This window comes from Nostoc sp. TCL240-02 (assembly GCF_013343235.1).
Lineage (GTDB): Bacteria > Cyanobacteriota > Cyanobacteriia > Cyanobacteriales > Nostocaceae > Nostoc.
In genome coordinates this window covers 5,404,811-5,421,081 of sequence record NZ_CP040094.1, presented here as the reverse complement: position 1 = coordinate 5,421,081, position 16,271 = coordinate 5,404,811, and the positions used below count along the sequence as shown (strand labels likewise).

Genomic DNA, 16,271 nt, shown 5'->3' with positions numbered 1-16,271 from the left:
AATTTAAAAAAAAATCAATGCTTACTATTTATAATAATAAGCATTGTTATAATTTTAGAACTTATTTATCATCTCTCACCGGCAACGGCATATCCAGAATCTCCATCAGCAAATCTAGACGAGAGGGGCGCGTTAGAAGTGGGACGAGATTCGGCAAGCTGTAGTAATCACCTGCGAAAGTGAACGTATCTACAGGTGCTTGCTGCTGCTTCAATTGAGTCTCCACCCAGTCGTAATGACCACCTACACGGACAATCACCACGTTGGGCATTATCGCCAACTCCCGGCAGTAATTCTTGTAGACTTCACCGAAGTAAGGAGCAGCATTTTCGCCCTCATCCGTCACTATGATAATCTGGTCAACTACCTGCTTCTTCTTCCGCATTGTTTCCAATGCACAGCCGATGCTAGTACCACCACCAGCGTTGATGTGCTGGAAGGCACGCTCCCAGTCGGTCAACTCCTTGCCCTTTGCTGTAATAGCGTAAGGAATGGTGTCAAAGGCGTAGACAAACAGTTCTGCCTTAGTGATACCAGAGATTAGGGCAGCGAGTTGCAAACCCGTCGCGATCGCATTTTCCATTGAACCAGACTTATCCACCAATAAAGCAGTTGGACGAGCGATCGCACCACGGCGCTTTACCTGTTCGTTTGTCACCTTTTCCAATTGGGCAACCGTGTCTGCGTCAAAATCTCCTGCGTCTGCCGCAACCTGTGCTTTAAATGCTGAGACACGCGTACTCTTAGAGGCTGCCTCCAACTTGGAATCAATCAGCTTCTTGACTTCTGGATGATCCATTGCACCTCTAGTCTGGAGAGACTTGAGGTTGTTGATCGCTTCTTGAGGAGTCATGCTGTTGATTAACGCCACCAAGACAACAGGTGTAAGTTGCTTAATTGCACCAACTGCGATCGTATATGGAATTTTGAACTCCACAATCAGCCGTGCCTGTTCTGCGGCATTTGCTGCCTTAGCAACCTGTTTCAGCACATTTGCTAAGGAACCCTCACAAGGAGTATCGCCAAACAGAATCGCATTTGCCCGTTCATTTGGCTTGATGTGCAGTGAAGCATATAAGTGCTTCATTGCCTTACGACCTCGCAAAGCGGCGCGATCGAATAGAGCCGGATTGCTCTCCCGTACCTTCAAGTAACGCCGTACCGCAGTCCGAGCGGAACGAGGTAGCTTATTTTGCTGCTGCTTCATGAAGTCCACCACACGAGCCACCTGATAGGGCGGAAACTCTTGCAGCATCATAAATCCAGCATCTCGGTGTTCAATCAAATTGCTCGTTAGTAAGTGAGCTAGGAATACTTCTTTATGGTCGCGGACATCGCCATGACGCTGATACCACACTGCTAGATGTCCGTAGAAAAGGGGATCGAGTTCAACAATTAACTGGTGAATTTCTGCAACTTGCTCAAGTTTGCGGTGAGGAGTTGTCAGCAAACTATTGAGCATTTCTAAACGCAAATCGCGTTCTGTGATATTCATGAGAACCTCCTTTAGGAATTTTGGATTTTGGATTTTAGACTTCGGCTTCGCTCAGTCGAACGATTTTGGATTGCAATCTAAAATTCAAAATTGAAGGAGGCAGATGTTGCACGCGGGGCGATAAAGTCACCGCGCAAGTTGTAGAAGCATCGTGTATAACTTTTGCACAATTATGTAAGCTTCTGCGATCGGGGCGCGGCAACAACTGCCAGTTTTGATGTAACGTATTGAAATCGTTAGTACTACTCCCTAAAAGTAGTAGCTGCGTAAGCTGCCATCATATCTGCCGCTATTGCGACAGCACTTCTTGAAAGCAGCGACCAGAACCACAAAGACAAAGGTCATTGTTACCAAGCTTTTCCTGTAGTTCCTTGTCGCCATGAACAAGGCGATGGCCACGTTTAACAGCTTTTTCAGATGGGAAGCCACGACGACGTTTGCTTAAGGGTTCAAAAGGAGAAATCGTCGAAATCTTCAGGCTCGATGTTGAAAGAATTAATCTTTTTCATCGTTCTCACCTCCATATTGAAATGAAATAAAATCACCTCGTGCAAGTCGAAGAAGCTGTTGGTTCACACACGGGATTTGAACCCGTAGTTGCTTGATCTTCAGTCAAGTGCCTTACCATTCGGCTAGTATGTAAGCTTTTTCAGTTAGGGCACGAAGTAAAAATTTTAGTTTTTAGAAAGTTGATTTAAAATAAATCGAATTTCTTTCTTATTACACTGCTTTTTACTAACAGCATAAATCGTTTGGCCTCTATAAGTTGCAGCAGAATAATGAATTTTACCCTTGACAGCATCCATCACATAATGAGTGTGTACTGGTGGAATATCTTCAAAGGTAATTAAATACCAAATCTCGTTTAGCTTTTGGTATTGATGATAATTATCAATGATAAAAATATCAGTTTGTTCCTGCTTTCGCTTCTGCTTTCGAGGTATTTTCTCGACTGCACAAAGAATTCCGGTTTCAGGATGGATATAGAAGCGATCGCGATAGCTTACATCTAGCTGATTTCGATACCCTTGATAAGGCTTACTGTAAAAACCACCATCAATTATTTCCACATGCCGTTCAACGTAGTCCCACACATGACCGATAACATGCTGTCCTGCCATTGTACTGGGATCTAATCGTTGACACAGTTGGCTGTAAACCTCATTCCAAGGCTGTCCGACTTGCGATCGCAAAAACCGACGCAAGGGGCCGAGATGATCTGAAAGATACTTGGATTTATTTATTGGTTTAATCAGGTAAGAATTAAACAATCCATCCTGAATTGCATCCTCGGTGATTTTATATAATCGCTTCTTAAAGCCAGTCACCTTTTTGAGGCTAATTCTCCTCCCACCGCGAGGACGCTCAATCACAATCTCGCTCAAACGATGTTCGCTCATATCTCACGTTGTTTAAATTCACTTGTTCTAATTGAGTTGTTATTAAACATGAGTTAGCTAACATCATTGAACTCACCTCCGTATTGGGTAAAAATTATAGACAAATACGATTTAAATAATTGTAATTCCGCGCAAGTTAGCAAAGCAGTTTTCACGATTGCCTTTACCAGTTTGGCTACGCTCCCATTAGCGGGAGCGACAGGAATTGAACCTGCATTCCGTTGCCGGAGTGTGTGTAGACTTCACAAGTCAGGGCGCGGAACAAAATTTAACCATAGACAGCTTCAGGGCGGATAATCAAATCACCACTAGGACGGCGATCGATTACGTAAGCAGAAAGGCGATCGCTATTTACATCTAAATGTCGAGCAACACGCTCCTTCACCGCCACATCATTCATCCCTGCTGCAATTCCCAATTGGGTTTTTGGCACATCAACAGAACGTCCTTCAAATCGAATATGAACCATTGCAATCACCTCCTGTTGTAATCACGAATTGATATAAGTGGATCTGATCGGGATTGAACCGATACCCTCCCTGTGAGAGTTACACTCACACCTCATGCAAGTTGAAAAAGCTGTGGTAACACCGCAGGAATTGAACCTACACTTATCGTTAAAATACGATCGCTCTACCATTGAGCAAGTATGTAAGCTTTTTCTGTCAGGGCACAAGTGACATCTGGGAACTCTACCGTTAGAGCTACAGACCCAAGTTTGTATAATTGCGATGCTCTAATTGAGGTTATTCCAACCTTCAATAGAAGTCAAAGCAAATGGAGCCGTCGGGAATTGAACCCGAATCCTGCAACCGTCCGTTTGTTGGCTTCGGAGCAGTCGAACACCAATCGCGGCCCCAAAAGTGGCATCTATGCAATTGTCAAGCTTCTAAGAGGTTTTAGTTTTGCCTTTTGTTGTCGTCTTTGTGATCATACTACAAATGTAGTATGTACTCTCCATGATGTCAAGGGGATACTACAAATTTTGCATTTCAATGCATGTTAGTTAGATTCTCTCTTCTAAAAGGCTTACTCCCCAACGCTAGTAGGGAAGGGGCTAGGGGTTAGGTCTTTTTTATAGTCTACTCAACTGAAAAATCGCTGTATTACAAAATTAACTGCGGTTATCTATCTGAGCGCGTTGCAAACTTCCAGAAAAGTCAACATAAACGCTTTTCCATTCTGTGAAAACATCCAAGGCAGTAGTTCCAGCTTCGCGGTGTCCGTTACCAGTTTGTTTCACGCCACCAAAGGGCAAATGTACTTCTGCGCCAATAGTAGGGCCGTTAATATAGGTGATACCTGCTTCGATGTCGCGCATGGCAGTAAAAGCCCGATTGATATCGCGGGTGTAAACTGAAGAAGAAAGACCGTAATTGCTATCGTTGAGAATTGCGATCGCATCCTCAAAGGAACTAACCTCAATCAATGCCACCACTGGCCCAAATATCTCTTCACGGGCGACGCGCATATCAGGAGTTACATCATCCAAAATAGTTGGTTGAAAGAAGTAACCATTTTTCAATTCGCCTTCAAGAGCAATTTCTCCACCAATTAAAACCTTTGCTCCTTCATCACGAGCGATATCCAAATATTTGCTCACCTGTTTGAGTTGCTTATCATTGACAATCGGGCCAATATCTGTATTAGTGTCATTACCAGCACCTAAGCGTAACTTACTAGTACGCTCATAAAGCATGGTAGTAAATTTTTCTTTAATATCACGATGCAAAATCAGTCGACTAGTAGCCGTACACCGTTGACCGGTTGTTCCAAATGCTCCCCACACTGCGCCATCTAAAGCAAGTTCTAAATCGGCATCTTCCATTACCACTTGGGCATTTTTACCACCCATTTCTAGACAGACGCGCTTGTGAGTGCGGCCGCAAGTAGCGCCAACAAAAGCACCCGTTTCTGAAGAACCGGTAAAAGATACTAAATCTACATTAGGATGCTCAACTAAAGCTTTGCCTACTTCTTCTCCCACACCATGTACTAAGTTAATTACTCCTGGTGGTAAACCTGCTTTTTGGAAAATTTCAATCAATTTAGTTGCACAGGCGGAGGTATCTTCGGCAGGTTTGAGGATGACTGTATTGCCACACACCAAAGCTGGCATAGCTTTCCAGCAAGGAATTGCCACAGGGAAATTCCAGGGAGTAATTAAGGCACAAACTCCTATGGGCATTCGCACAGTCATGGCGAATTTATTGGACATTTCTGATGGTGTGGTTTGCCCGAATAGTCGCCGTCCTTCGCCAGCAGTGTAAAAGGCACAGTCAATACCTTCTTGGACATCTCCCCTAGCTTCTGTTAGGGGTTTACCCATTTCTCGACTGATTAACTGGGCAAGTTCTTCTTTATGCTGGAGTAATATTTCCCCGACGCGAAAGATGTATTCTGCCCTCGCTGGGGCCGGGACTGTACGCCAACTGTGGTAAGCTTTACGGGCTGCGGCTACTGCTGTATCTACATCATTAACTTGGGAACGGGGAAATGTGGCAACGATTTCGGTTTTGTTTGCAGGGTTGCGACTTTCTAAAGTTACTTCTCCTACAGCACTCAACCATTGACCATCGATGTAATTGCGGCAAGATAGCGGAGTTGTCATCTTGAAAATCTCCGGCTGATTATCCACTGGAACTTTGTGTACTAAGTTTGCTTGCTTTCTAGGTTATCCTCAAGTTTAAAAAATTGGTGTGAGATAGAAATATTGATATAAAAATTAAGGCACTAACGCCAAGACACCCACAGGAGAACCAGAACCACCACGCAACCGAAGAATCCCGATCGCTAAAGTAGTACCTTTAGGTGGTAACTGATCTAAATTGGTGAGATTTTCTAAAATAATACGCGGTTTTTCCAATACCAGGCGATTAGTAGCAAAAGTGTTATCCTGTCCAGGGTCTACACCATGAGTATCAATTCCCACTCCAGCGATTTGCCGCTCCTTCAGTAAAAATTGAGTTGCATCACTACCAAACCCTGGAAAATGAGCAATACCTTGAGCATCATGATTTAGAAATGCACTTTTATCAAACCACTTTTTTTGCCAGCCAGTATTCAGTATAACTACGCAGCCTTGAGGAATTTCACCGTATTCTTCTTCCCAAGCCAAAACATCAGCAACAGTCAGCGCATAATCAGAATTCACGGCTGTGGCTTGCCGAATATCTATAACCACCGCAGGTACAACTAGAGATTGAGCCGGGTATTGGTCAATTCCCATACTATAGCTATGAAAGCTGTTAGGAGCGTTGATATGGGTAGCGCTATGTTCCCCCAAGGCGAAACGTCGGAGGTAATAGCCATCATTATTGAGTTCAGCCACAGTTTCAAATTCGACTGTGGGATCTCCAGGCCACTGGGGAATATCTATGTCAATCACGTGACTTAGATGAATAACCCGTGTGTAGGTGATACTATTTTGACCTTGGGGTTGTATCATCCCAGCCTTCTACTTTACTTGTATTCAGGGATTTTTTTTAAGGTGCTATCGCCAGGGTTGGGCTATGCCGACGCAGGCGATAGTAAGCTGTTAAGCTTTTAATTTGCACATTGAGACCGCAGGGGGGCAGGGAGCAGGGGGCAGGGAGAGGGTTTCCAGCTTTTATTGAAAAATGGTGCAACTTGTAGGCGCGACAGCTTATTACCATTACAACGTTTTTCAATCAATTGAACTGTAATATTTCTAGTCATAACTCACTCTACTAGTACAAATAATCCCCCCAATTCCTGTAAATTTTAGGTTTTTGGGGGGTTAAAATGTTGCAGCAAAAAGTGAATTAATCTTAGTTAACAACCAATAGGTTAATTTTTTGATTAAGAAAAGATTAAAGTTGTATCTATGTTGAAGGTTGCTCATGTAGTGGAATCATGATGACAAACTCCGCACCTTCTCCTGGTGATGAAATACACTGGATTTGCCCGCCGTGTTTTTGGACGACAATTTGGTAGCTAATTGATAATCCCATACCCGTGCCTTTACCCACGGGTTTTGTAGTAAAGAAGGGGTCAAATAAGCGTTTGCGTACTTCTTCAGTCATGCCTGGGCCATTGTCAGCAAAGCCAATAATTACACGGTCTTCTTTGATAAGGGTACGAATGCGAATTGTGGGTATGGAGCATGGGGCTTTTGGTATTTGGAAATCTTTCTCCCTGTCCCCAGTCCCTATTCCCCAGTCCCTATTCCCTACTCCCTCTTCTAAAACATCGATCGCATTTGCCAGCAAATTCATAAACACCTGATTCATCTGTCCAGCGTGACAGACTACTGGTGGTAGGTTGCCATAGTCTCGGATTACTTGAATTTCGGGACATCCTGGTTTGGCTTTCAAACGATTTTGCAACAGCAGTAAGGTGCTATCAATACCTTCATGAAGATTTACTGCTTTCGTGCCGTCTTCATCAAGGCGAGAAAAATTACGTAAAGATAAGACTATCTGCCGAATACGTTCGGCTCCCATGTTCATAGAATCCAGAATTTTAGGCAAATCTTGCTTGAGAAAGTCTAAATCTATGTTGTAGATTTGTTCGTGAATCTCTCGTGTTGGTGGGCAGTAACTCTGTTGATAAAGTTCTACCAAGTGCAATAAATCTTTAGTATATTCACGGGCGTGGCTAATATTGCCGTAGATAAAATTGACGGGATTATTGATTTCGTGGGCAATACCTGCAACCAATTGTCCCAAACTGGACATTTTTTCGGTTTGAATCAGTTGCGCTTGGGTCTGTTGAAGTTCTAGTAATGCTGCTTCTAATTGTTGGGCTTTGTCTTGGGCAGTTTGGGCAGCAATACGACTTTGGGTGTAGAGTTTAGCTTGGTCAATGGCGATCGCTATTTGAACTGTAACTGCCTGTAGTAATTCTACTTCGTTGTCTAGCCAAGGCCGGAAACCACCACAAGAACCACAGCTAAATGTGCCTATTTCACCAGATTGGGTGTGTACAGGTAGCGACATAAAGGCAGTGAAACCAAAATCCTGCAAAAATAGCTGTGCAGTGCAATCGCCCACAGTCTCTACATCATTAATACGGATAATTTCTCTATTCAAGGTTTTGGCTGCGATGAGTTCGATTTCTGCACTAGTTGCTTCTTGTTCGTCAAGCAGACAGGGTAAAAAGGAACTTTTCGCTTCGTAGACTTTCTCCCAGTAGGGAACCTCAGCGTCTTGCCGATACCAAAAGAAGGCGCAGCGATCGATCTGGAATAAGTCACGGATCTCCCGCACTGCGGTTTCCACAATGTAATTGAGATCCAAGGAAGCTCGAATCTGGTTAGAAAGACGATTGAGTAATGCTTCCCGTTGGGCACATTCTCTGAGTGCGACTTCTGCTTGTTTGCGATCGGTGGTGTCATGGCAAATGCCAACGAAGTTTAAAACATTACCATTGGCATCTCTAATAGCAGATGAGTTGCTTGTATGCCATCGCCAAGTGCCATTTTTGTGTTTTACCCGATATTCAATTGGGTCTTGCTTTTCGGTTATTGTCGCAATTCTTTGGAAATAATCTGCACAGATGGGCACATCGTCAGGATGTACAAAGGGAACAAAGGATTGGCCTTCAACTTCTGCAACCTCATGCCCAAAAATTTCAGTCCAGTTAGGAGAAACGTAAGAAAATATCCCTTCAAGTGTCAGCGCAAAAATAATGTTATTAGCGTTTTCAATAATGGTGCGAAACTTGGCATCGCTTTCTATTAATGCTGCTTGTACTTTGTCGCTGGTGTCGCGGACAAGAACTATGATTTGCCGGTCTGGTAATGGTAATAACCTAGCTTCAAAATTATGATTCCCTTGTGGAAGCGGTAAGGTATATTCAAAACTGACTGAAGATTGAGTTTCGAGTACTTGAGTTATTGCTTGCTGTAAGCGATCGCAGATAGCAGTTGGTAGGCATTCTTGCAAACTTTTGCCCTGACAATCTTCTGTTGAAATATACAGATTCTCAATTTTTCCTGGTTTGTAATCCAGAATACTTCCATCAGCATCGATCCGAAAGTACAAATCAGGAAGCACTTGCAAAATCGCTGTAAATTCTGATGTTTTTTGACGTAACTGTGATTCAACTACTTGACGTTTTGCGGTTTCGGCTTGTAGTTGCTTTTGTGCTTTTTTTAATTCTGCCGCCTGTTTTTGTTCTGTTAATTTGCTGAGACGACGAGATGAATTTGTAGATGCCAAGCAGTCTTGTCTCAGGGGTAATCGCACTTCTGTTACATCCACACAATAACCGATGTAACCCGCAAAGCTGCCATCTGCTGAAAATCGTGGCGCTGCTGTATCTAAAATCCAGCGATATTTGCCATCAGACCGACGCAGGCGATATTGCCTCTGGAAAGAATTATACGTTGCAAATGCTTTCAAGTATATATTTTTACATCGTTGTCGATCTTCTGGATGGACGCTACCAGCCCAGATATTGCTTATCTCTTCTCGTCGAGCAGATGCAGACCCGCCTTTTGTTAGATGGGTTCCAGTAAATTCCAGCCAATTTGAATTCAAGTAGCAATAAAGTGCATTGCATCCAGCCATCCAAATCATCAGAGGAGAAGTGTCTGCCTGCTGGCAAAATACTTTTTCATCCTGTTGTATTACTTCCTCTTGAACCATGATTTGGTTAATGTAGCTTTGCACCTTTTTAGAAAACACTTTTGCCTGCCTGCTCTGCCTAAATTATTAAGGTAATATGTCTGAAAATAGAATTTGTATAGAATTTGTTAATAAAGGGATATCATCTTGATTATGGCCTGTTATTTTATCTTAATACTTTATTTATTTTTATATCTCCAACAATTGCTTTTCTATTGTAAATAAATTAAAAAAATGCTGAAGTTATCATTAAGATAAACTTCATGATTTTTGGTGAAATTTAAAATATTCATCTGTCAGGAAAATTATTCGACTCTGTTTATTCTTAAAATTACCTTTAAATTCATCTGAGCTATGTAATCACATAGCTCAAAACCTTATTGAGCTTCACAAAAACTATATGAGTCGCTATGGGCGATAATATCTTTATCAGAAATTCATAATAATCCATAATTTCATATCAAATAAATATTGATTTTTTATCAAGAAGAATTCAGCATGAATTAAAGTCCTGGCGACTATAAGTGACTGCTATACAGACAAAATCCACCTCTATGGGTTTGAAATTTTTGATTTTTCATGTCTTCCGTGTAAGTAAACTTTGGTTGTGTAGTAGCGAATTATATTCACCTAATTTTTTCATAAATTCTCTTAAAATTACTGGTCTAAAAGGATTTAATGCCCACATTTTTGTTAGAATTTTTAACCAACTTATGTATAAAAACTTACTTTATATGTTCTGACTTCTGATTTCTGAATTCCTTTTCAACTTTCTCTGAAAAACCCGATTTTTCAAAATTGTCTTGACTGTTCAAAATGTCTCATCCCAAAGTCGCAAATTAAATGAGAGAAATGCTAAATGTGATATCAACAGGTTGTAATAATGGCTAGCAATCGTATTTTATATGTTATAAAGCTCACAGAAATTCATGTTAGGCGGGAACTACTTTATGGAACCAGATAAACTGGGCCGTTTTAAGGAGTACGGCGAATTCATCCTCCGAAAGATAGATTCTGTGCCCCAGCACCCTTCAAAACAAGAAGATTGGGTTCCAGCTAGTCTTGATGACTGTCTCCTGCGTTTGCGGTCAGCTGCCCAGAAAACTGTAGACCTTGCAACTTCACCTGTCAAAATTGGGGTGATGGGGGAATTCAGTAGCGGGAAAACTTTACTTTTAGGCAGTCTAATTGGATATGCAGATGCTTTACCAGTCAGTGAAAACCCGACTACAGGTAATGTTACCGCAATACATATCATTCCGCAAGATGACTTTGCAACTACTCAATTAAGTAATTTCACTGTAGAGTATCTTTCTCACGAAGGTGTACATGAGTGTCTACGCTTCATGCTAGGAGAAGCCCATAAACGCACGACAGCAGCAGGGCTTCCTCCAATACCAGTATCGAAACTCAACTCTGGGACAGATATTATTAGCTGGTGTGAAGAGGCTTGGAATAGCAGTAACAATTTAGAGCTACGTTATTTACTCCGGGAGTTGGTATTATTCCTGCGGGCTTATCAAGCTTATGGGGAAGTTATGTGTGGTGGGCACTACCAGATTGATGCTACTACTGCCCGTGAGGGGCTACAACTGGTTGAACAGCCAATGGCAATCCAAAGTCTGAAATTTGAGGATTTACCTCCAGCGCATATCCGATTACCAAGTCCACCCCACAGGCTACCAACAAAGTTATTGCAAAACAGTTTCCCACTAATTCGCCGCGTCGATATTGATGTGAAAATCTCACGAGAAATTTGGGATTTTGCAGGTGCAGCTAAATTTATTCTGATCGACTTTCCAGGATTGGGGGCTGCTAATTCGGGCGCTAGGGATACCTTTTTGTCGTTGCGGGAATTAGCAGAAGTACAAACTATTTTGGTATTGCTCAATGGTAAATCTCCAGGTAGCGATCGCGCCAATAAAATCTTTACGATGATGCAGCAGCAGCGACCGGGACAAGACCTGAAAGATTTGATTCTCGTCGGTGTGGGTCGCTTCGATCAACTGCCTTTAGATAGTGAAGGTGGCGAAAGAGAACTCGATCAATTGATTGAAGATAGTTCACATTTAAAAGAGGAAACCGTTCTCCAAAAACTCAAAGTTCTGCAAACTACCATTGACGGTGCAGAAGCCTTTACAACCCAAAAAGACCGCATCGTTTTACTGTCGCCATTGTTGGGACTGGCTGAATTAGCAAAACGTTCTAGTACAGTCAAAGCCGGCTCACCAGATTTTTTGGCTAACTTGGACTATCCTGATTACCTAGATCGGTCTAAACGGCTACAAAATAAATGGGAGCTATTAAGCGAACGGCTGTTAGACACCGATCCCCGCAGTAATTTAGGTAAACAGCTAGGTTATTTTGGTCAAGATGGCGGACTTAGTAAGCTACGGGAAGTGATTCAAACTCACGTAGCAAATCACGGTTTGAAGCAACTGTATGAAGATACTCGCAGAGCTTCTGATGTAGTGAGTCAGCAACAAGACCACTTGAAAGACATCATAGATGAAATTCACGAGCAAGGTATCCCTACAGGAGACAGCCCCGCCTTTCTTGAGTTGCGCTATGTGATCGAAAGTTTGGATAAAATCTACAGGAATTTTCAAAAAGATTTAGGGACAGAACCACTGAAAGATCGGCGTGGTGTTGTCGTCAGTGATGTAGTTAAAGACGAACTCACTTTTAGAATCCTTAATTGGAACCAGTGGACTTTACTCTTCAACAAAGCCAACAATGGAGCGATCGCTCTGGCGGAATCTAAAGGTGCAGCCGGGAAATTATTCGATCGGGGAAATCGTGTAAATACTTCTTTGCCAACCAAGAGCGATGATTTTTATCCAGTATTTGAAAAAACCGTTAAGGAAGTAGAAGATTTTGCCCGCGATCGCATCCATCAAGCAGTGGTAGATTTGTTGAATCAATTGTCAAATTATGTAGCCCCAGAACGCGAACAATTGCAAGCATTTTTCCATCTAGATATGGAAAAAGAAATTGAAGAGAAATTTGGTTTTGAAGATGCCGATCTCTTTTACAAATTATTACTAGGGTGCGATCCTAACGAATGGAAAGAAGCGATCGTTTCGGAAATCACTAGTAAAGATAAAACCGTTGCACCTGAAACCATCTTTCCCCTAGCGCGTCAAGACGAGAAACACAACGTTGGTCAAATCTTTGACTGGGCACCAGAAAAAAGTCAGGGTTTATCAAGATCGAGCAATCACCAACTTTTAGTACTGCGACTGCGAGATGAAATTACTGCTAGTGCTAGTCTCCATCTTGTACAGTATGTTAGCGAAGTTAATCAGCAAATTAATTCGGAAATCGAAGGTATTTTGGATCAAATTATTCCTAGTTTGCAAAACCTTTCAAAAAAAGAAACTTTGCTGAGATATTTAGCGGCTGGGGACTTACCACCAGAGGTAGCAATTCCTACTTGGTTACAGATTCTTTCAGAAATTGCTTCTGTTTCTTACTTAGATGTTTGAGATGAACTAACTCAGAAAATAACTGATTGCGATCGGGTGATATGAGGATGTCTTTGTGAGAAGAGATGCTAGTTTTTATACAATTTTCAAGCGTGTCCCTGGGATGCTATTCGGGAACTGCTGCAATTTTCATAGCGTAGCCCAATCTACGCATCACACCAGATAAAAAAGCCAGTGCTAAAGAGAATCAGTGGTACAAGACCTATCTATGATTAAAAGTCTTCACCACAAAGATTCTCTCAATTTGTCATTTTTATGATAGAAAACCATAGTTTTTAGCCAGCTATAAAACAAACAACAGAAAGTGATATTGTAATGAACCCTTTCCAACTCAACAAATATAGCGATCGAGAACCAAGCGAGAAACAACAAAAAAGATTTCCGGGATGGTTTGCTTTAGATTTTGGCACGTCAAACTCCACAGTCACACTCTTCGATCCAATTGAAGTACCGATCGCAGAAATTCTACCAAAAGAACAGGAAATGCGGTTGCGCGATCGCTTATCACAATGGTTGAGTTCTCCCGCCTCAGTCGCTTTACCAGATGTCAGCGATGATGATTGGGCAAAATTCATCACCGAAATTAGCAAGAATCTGGAGATAGATCCAAGAAAGTTGAACGAAGTCTTTGAAAGTGACAATAAAGAGCGATTTTTGGAAGCAATTCGCCAAATTGAGCTTTCTTTAGGAAACAGTGAGAGATTTCGCCGTGCTGTCAGCAAAAAACTTTACCAAATCTATCATGAGGTATTCCGCGTTCCTACCCTAGAGTCGCAAAATCTGATCCCAGTTGTGCTGGATATCGATCGCCGCGATACAGAAATTCCCAGCGAGTTAGAAATTTCGCAGTTAGGGGACTTAAACCTGCGGATGGGTAGGGAAGCTAGAGATAACCGCAAAAAAGCGATCGCTCAAGGTACAAACAGTTCTTTAAAGGAAATTATCAGCAGATTTCACCATTCACCCAAACGTTATTTTGGTCAGGAGCGATCGTTTTCAATTATTTTGGATGGTAAAGAAGAAATAATTAGCGCTAACCAATTGATCCAATCTGCTTGGGCGCATTTAATCCAGTTAACTGAAGATTACCGCCAACGCGCCCAACGCAGATTTTCAGAAGGGACTTTTTTAACAGCAGTTGTCACCTACCCCACTGTCGCCCCACCAGTTGTTCGCAAGGAAGTTAAAGAATTTGTCGAGCAATTGGGAATCGATGATGTTCAAACTGCTTATGATGAAGCCGTTTCTGTGGCGATATTCTTTTTGTGGCGAGAATTTGGTGGTAATCTCAATATTGGCATCGAGTCATTCAAAACTCGTTGCCGTCAAGTCGGAAATAAATGGTCACAAAATGTCCTCGTTCTAGATATCGGCGGCGGAACCACAGATTTAGCTTTAATTGAACTGACTTTAGAAGATAAAACCCCAGCTTTTGCCGATTATGAAGACCGGGGTTTAGGAGGACGTTACTATAAACTTACCCCCAAACTATTAGGTTCATCCGGTCATTTACAGTTAGGTGGTGAGTTAATTACGCTACGGATTTTTAGATTATTAAAAGTTGCGATCGCAGACTTTTTATTGACAGCAGTAACAACAGGTGATCTTGAAAGTGAAAAGCTAGAAGATTTAATTAGCTCTGAATTAAACGAGCGCTTCTTAGAACAAGGCAAATTCAAAAGTGGCAGTCTTTTAAAATGTCTAGATAAAGAGAATCCAGAAGGTGACATTGCTTATAAAGATGCTCTAGATACTGCTGAGAAAGTATTACCTACCCGTTGGCAACAAGCACCTCAACGTCTACAATTGTTTTACATTCTCTGGGATTATGCAGAAGCAGCGAAACTTAAACTTGGGCAAAAGCCACTAGCAGATAATTCGCTATTAACCTTCACACTTTCTGAACAACAAATTTCCGAACTACTCACCCAAAGCAGTATTAAATTGCAAGTCAAAGATCCAAACAGCATCTGCATCACCCTAGATAACCAGCAATTTGAACGAGCCGCTGCTTCTGGAATTAAAGAAGCGATCGGTATTGCTAAAGGATTAATGGAAAGCCGCTTGCGTCCCGATGATATCACCAAAGATTCTTGGAATTCCCAAAAAGTTGATTGGTTAATTCTATCTGGAAAAACTTGTAATTTAGACATAGTACAGCGCCAAATCTACCAAGAATTTAGTAAGTCTCCATATTTTGTGTGGAATCCAGAACGGATTACCTTTGTGTTGGAATTTACCAAATTAGCCACCTCTGCCGGTGCTTGCTATGCCGAAAAGTTGCGAAGATTGAGATTCGATCCAGAAGAGTCTAAAAGCTTGCTGCGTAAGGGAGCCAACCAACTAGAAATTGATGTTAAAAACCTGTTTTATTATTTACCCTGCAACTTTAAACGCAAAACCCAAAGTAACGATTTACTAACTATATTCAAAGCTGGACAAGAACTCTATCAACTCGCACCTTGGGAAACTGTCGCCAAGGTTCGTACTGCATGGCAAGGCATACAATTAACTAATATTATTTACCGTCAAGACTATGAGGATGGAGATTTACGGCTATGGGGTAGCTTTGATGGCAAAAACCTCATGAATAAACTGGGAATGCAAGAAGCAGAGTTTCTGAAAAAAATTAAAGTCCAGTTTGAAATTGACCAAACCCTTGAATTTAATGTGTTGCTTTGTCAGGGAAATCCCCATTATTTAATTGATATCCCCGGCATCGATTTAGAATCGGTTGTTTCAGAAACATCACCGCTATTTGCTGATGGTAAGTTGAACTGGAATATTGCTGTAGAACGCTTCAATAAAGATTTAAATGATGGCGATATTGCCGTCAATGTTATTGAGTCGGCAACTGTCGATCAACCGGATGCCTATCATCTTGTATTTGAAGTAGGAAATGATGGTAGTAAATTGTTCCAAAATTTTCACTATCTACGCGATGGTGTGACTGAACCAGGAATTGGGTTAATTAGTAATCCCTTACCTCCATTCCCGCAAACTGGCCAGCACACGTTCTATATTTATCAAACAGACGCAGAAACCAACAGCAAAAAATGGATAAGAATTGGCGCACTTAGTAAACCAGATGTGACAACAGATTATCCTTGCCAATATCGGGTGACTCTTGACGATCAAGGTATTTTACGGATGCACGCTGGTGAAGTGCCTTACTGGACATCCACTAGTCAAGAATGCCTAAAAGAAGAGGGATGTATTTATATTGCTGAATTAGAATTGCAGCCCAATGAAGTTGATAAAGAACGCGATCCATTTTGCGGGATACATTAACTCT

The 16,271-nt window shown here is 41.8% G+C and carries 8 protein-coding genes and 2 tRNA genes; 2 read left to right on the top strand and 8 right to left on the bottom strand.

Annotation, left to right across the window (positions count from 1 at the left end; all coding sequences use genetic code 11):
- Positions 1 to 61 precede the first annotated feature (61 nt).
- From FBB35_RS23205 to FBB35_RS23170, 8 genes are all read right to left on the bottom strand, one after another.
- Positions 62 to 1,495, bottom strand: coding sequence for a VWA domain-containing protein (locus FBB35_RS23205; RefSeq protein ID WP_174711596.1), 1,434 nt, complete (start codon positions 1,493 to 1,495; stop codon positions 62 to 64).
- 568 nt (positions 1,496 to 2,063) lie between these two features.
- A tRNA-Phe gene (locus tag FBB35_RS23200) sits at positions 2,064 to 2,137 on the bottom strand.
- Between the two features lie 32 nt (positions 2,138 to 2,169).
- Entirely contained in the window at positions 2,170 to 2,895 is a 726-nt protein-coding gene (locus FBB35_RS23195) for a hypothetical protein (RefSeq protein WP_174711595.1), read from the bottom strand.
- 268 nt (positions 2,896 to 3,163) lie between these two features.
- Positions 3,164 to 3,364, bottom strand: a complete 201-nt coding sequence (locus FBB35_RS23190; RefSeq protein WP_015132106.1) for a hypothetical protein — start codon at positions 3,362 to 3,364, stop codon at positions 3,164 to 3,166.
- 113 nt (positions 3,365 to 3,477) lie between these two features.
- Positions 3,478 to 3,547 (bottom strand) — tRNA-OTHER (locus FBB35_RS23185).
- A gap of 462 nt (positions 3,548 to 4,009) precedes the next feature.
- Complete coding sequence (locus FBB35_RS23180) at positions 4,010 to 5,506, bottom strand: aldehyde dehydrogenase family protein (protein WP_174711594.1); 1,497 nt, start codon at positions 5,504 to 5,506, stop codon at positions 4,010 to 4,012.
- A gap of 114 nt (positions 5,507 to 5,620) precedes the next feature.
- A complete protein-coding gene (locus FBB35_RS23175; protein WP_174711593.1) occupies positions 5,621 to 6,343 on the bottom strand; it encodes a cyclase family protein in 723 nt (240 codons plus the stop codon).
- Between the two features lie 397 nt (positions 6,344 to 6,740).
- Positions 6,741 to 9,548, bottom strand: coding sequence for a PAS domain S-box protein (locus tag FBB35_RS23170; protein WP_368041790.1), 2,808 nt, complete (start codon positions 9,546 to 9,548; stop codon positions 6,741 to 6,743).
- 890 nt (positions 9,549 to 10,438) lie between these two features.
- On the opposite strand from FBB35_RS23170, the gene FBB35_RS23165 reads away from it, so the two are divergent.
- Positions 10,439 to 12,976, top strand: coding sequence for a proteasome protein (locus FBB35_RS23165; protein ID WP_174711592.1), 2,538 nt, complete (start codon positions 10,439 to 10,441; stop codon positions 12,974 to 12,976).
- 315 nt (positions 12,977 to 13,291) lie between these two features.
- Entirely contained in the window at positions 13,292 to 16,267 is a 2,976-nt protein-coding gene (locus FBB35_RS23160; protein WP_254625677.1) for a molecular chaperone, read from the top strand.
- Positions 16,268 to 16,271 lie beyond the last annotated feature (4 nt).